Source organism: Curtobacterium sp. B8 (genome assembly GCF_000333315.1).
Lineage (GTDB): Bacteria > Actinomycetota > Actinomycetes > Actinomycetales > Microbacteriaceae > Curtobacterium > Curtobacterium luteum.
Window position 1 is genome coordinate 1 of sequence record NZ_BACW01000629.1, and the last position, 2,579, is coordinate 2,579.

The window sequence follows — 2,579 nt, forward strand, 5'->3', positions numbered from 1 at the left end:
GCGCGATGTCGTCGAGGTGTTCAAACTGCCGCGGGTACGCGGCGAGAGCGATCCGAGGGCGAAGAGAGACGGTACCGGAGGCGCCAAAGAGTATGGCGTCTCCTGGGGTCGCATGCTCCCCAATGAATCCGGCGACTTCCCGAAGGGGCTGGCCGCCTGGCTTACCGTCCTCGCTTCGTGCCTGCAAGTACGACGGTAGTGCGGCGACGACGAGTGTTACCGAGACTGCCGTTCGCCATTGCCTGCGTAACGTTGCTATCGAAAGTCCGACGAGTGCGCCAATAGCGGGGGACACGAAGCTGAGGTACCGCGGCGTGAATAGGGGACCCGCGATCAAAGTAGCAAGAAGGATCGAGACGACAGGAATCGCGGTCCATAGGAGGAAAAGGAGCCAGGGAGATCCTAGGAGGGTTGAGCGCGTCATCATTGCGCCGACGAGGATGAGCGCGAGAACTGCTCCTGCAAGCCACCAGGCGTTGGCGAAGAAGCTCTCAACGCCGATCGTGTAGGGATTCACCTGTTGATTACGAAGCCAGGCCACCTGTCCGCGTTGAGTGGAGGCGAGGATCGTCAAGGGAGATGTAGCGAGAAGCGCGGTCGCCGACGCCGCAATGACTAGCGTGAGCAGGCGCACTCGCCGCGCCTGGTCGAGGAGAACCCAGGCGGCGAACACTAGTACCATGAGTGCTGAATAGAGAAAGAGTGCTACCGCAAGAGCAAGAAGGATGGTGAACAGTGCCCACCACCGTCGGCTGGCAGCGGGGCGCTGCGCTAGAAGAAACACGAGCACGGTCGCAGTTACGGCCGCGGTAGCGAAAGCGAATGAGCGAGCATCGATTCCCATCGCGGTTACGCGGGGGAGAAGGAGGAAGGCGACCGCAGCAGGGACCGCCGCTCGCCAGGATCCTATGACACGTAGGATGCTGAAGAGGGCTGCGGCGGTGATTCCCACGGCTACCGCGGAGGGGAATCGGACCGCGAGTTCGCTTTCCCCAAACGCTGCTATCCAATAGTGCATGAAGAAGGCGTACAGCCCATGCACTGCGTCTTTCTCTTGAAGAAAGTGCAGAAGAGCGTCGGGTGTTAAACGAGCAAGCTGCAGCGTCGCGGCTTCATCGTTCCAATACGACGGACGCCACGCTCCCCCTAGCGTGACCGCAGTTCCTCCCGCAGACAGGAGAACCACGCCGAGCCAGCGCCGACTAGTTGCCGCACGCCGAGTGCCCGCTCGCGGTTCTGTTTCAACCTCCGACTTGGCGATCATTCATCCTTCCCGTCGAGTATGAATGCGGCCTTCGGGGCCGCGTCATCCACGATCGACGATGCGCGCTGGATTTGCTCGTGATGATCTCGAAGCCACGTCTGAGCGGTTTCGTACAACGCCGAGTCAAGGGTACTGCTCAACTTCGCACGGGCCTGGCATCCGGCGTCTTCAGCCGCCAACTTCGACTCATGACTCGAGGGCGCTTCACCCGGTTGTCGGTACTGGCCGAGCGATGCTCCGACAGTCTCGGCCGCGTTCAGCCCGGTGACACCCACTCCCCGCTGCGCCATGCAGCGCTGGTACTGCGGCAGCCGCTCCCGTAGCGCCCGTTCGATGGCAGGATTCGTGGCGAGCATGAGGATCTCGTTTTGGATCACCTCCACACGCAGTTCGTCCTTTACGGAGCCGTAGACTGCTTCCAAAGCCCTTCCCGAGCAGCCGCCGCTCGGCTTCGACGCGGTCGCGCCATTGCTCAGCGTGATTTTTACGACATCCTTCGGGTCACCGAGGAGCGCGCGGTCAAAGCGCTTCCGATCCTGCCCTGAAAGGGTGGCCCGATAGCTGTCTAACGGCGCAGCTGAGGGCGCCTTGATAGTCGTGCCATACCCTTCGCGTTTCGCCTCCGCGGTTGACGTGAAAAGACCCGTGTACCCGGTTATTGAGGGCCTAACCTCATATACAGGTGCCGCTACCGTAGGGACCTTAAATCCGTCCTGATCCAAACACTTGGCAGTGAGCAGGTCAGTGGCGGCGGTGAGCTCCTCTCGCGGTGTGGCCGCATTCTTGGTCGCGACCCGTAGCGACTCCGACACGCCCGTCGAGTCCGCAGCGCAGCCGCTCAAGAGGGTAAGCACGGCGAACGCCGAAGCAGCTCCGAGCAATGATCGAAAAGTCAAAGGTGACCTCCAGGGGCACTACCGGGCAGGCAGTGGGGAGTGAGCCAGCTCCCCACTGCCGATGGATCAACAGGTCCCGGCGGTTCCAGCCCAGAAGAAGTCGATGGTGTCGTTGTACGGCGAGAGGTCTGCGATGTTAGTGTTCGCCTGCCAGCGCGAGCGAATGACGTTACCAGTCCCCTCCACGTTCACACCGCACCACTTCCGGTTCTGACGGTTCTGACCGCTGGCAACGCGGTTGTCGGCGACGTCGACTGTGGCGTTCGCGGTTGTCGAGCTGTCAACCATCACGCTTCCGGCGTAGTTCCGTCCGTCGTACGCGCAGAAGTGCCCCGAACTGCACGCTGCGGAAGCGGCCTGCGCCGATACCACGCTGCCGCCGAGGATAGCGCCGGCCACTGCGACGGTCGCTGCAGGCG

Annotated in this window: 3 protein-coding genes; all 3 read right to left on the reverse strand. The window is 62.2% G+C overall.

The features are described from left to right. A partial coding sequence (locus I59_RS21635; protein WP_083882192.1) for a glycosyltransferase family 39 protein occupies window positions 1-1,042 on the reverse strand: 1,042 nt, incomplete at its 3' end. Between the two features lie 218 nt (window positions 1,043-1,260). Beyond that, window positions 1,261-2,118 (reverse strand): hypothetical protein, encoded by an 858-nt coding sequence (locus I59_RS22410; RefSeq protein ID WP_148286297.1) that lies wholly within the window; start codon window positions 2,116-2,118, stop codon window positions 1,261-1,263. A 108-nt stretch (window positions 2,119-2,226) separates the two neighbouring features. Next, window positions 2,227-2,579 (reverse strand): peptidase inhibitor family I36 protein (locus I59_RS21640; protein ID WP_187289837.1); only part of this gene is annotated, 353 nt, incomplete at its 5' end.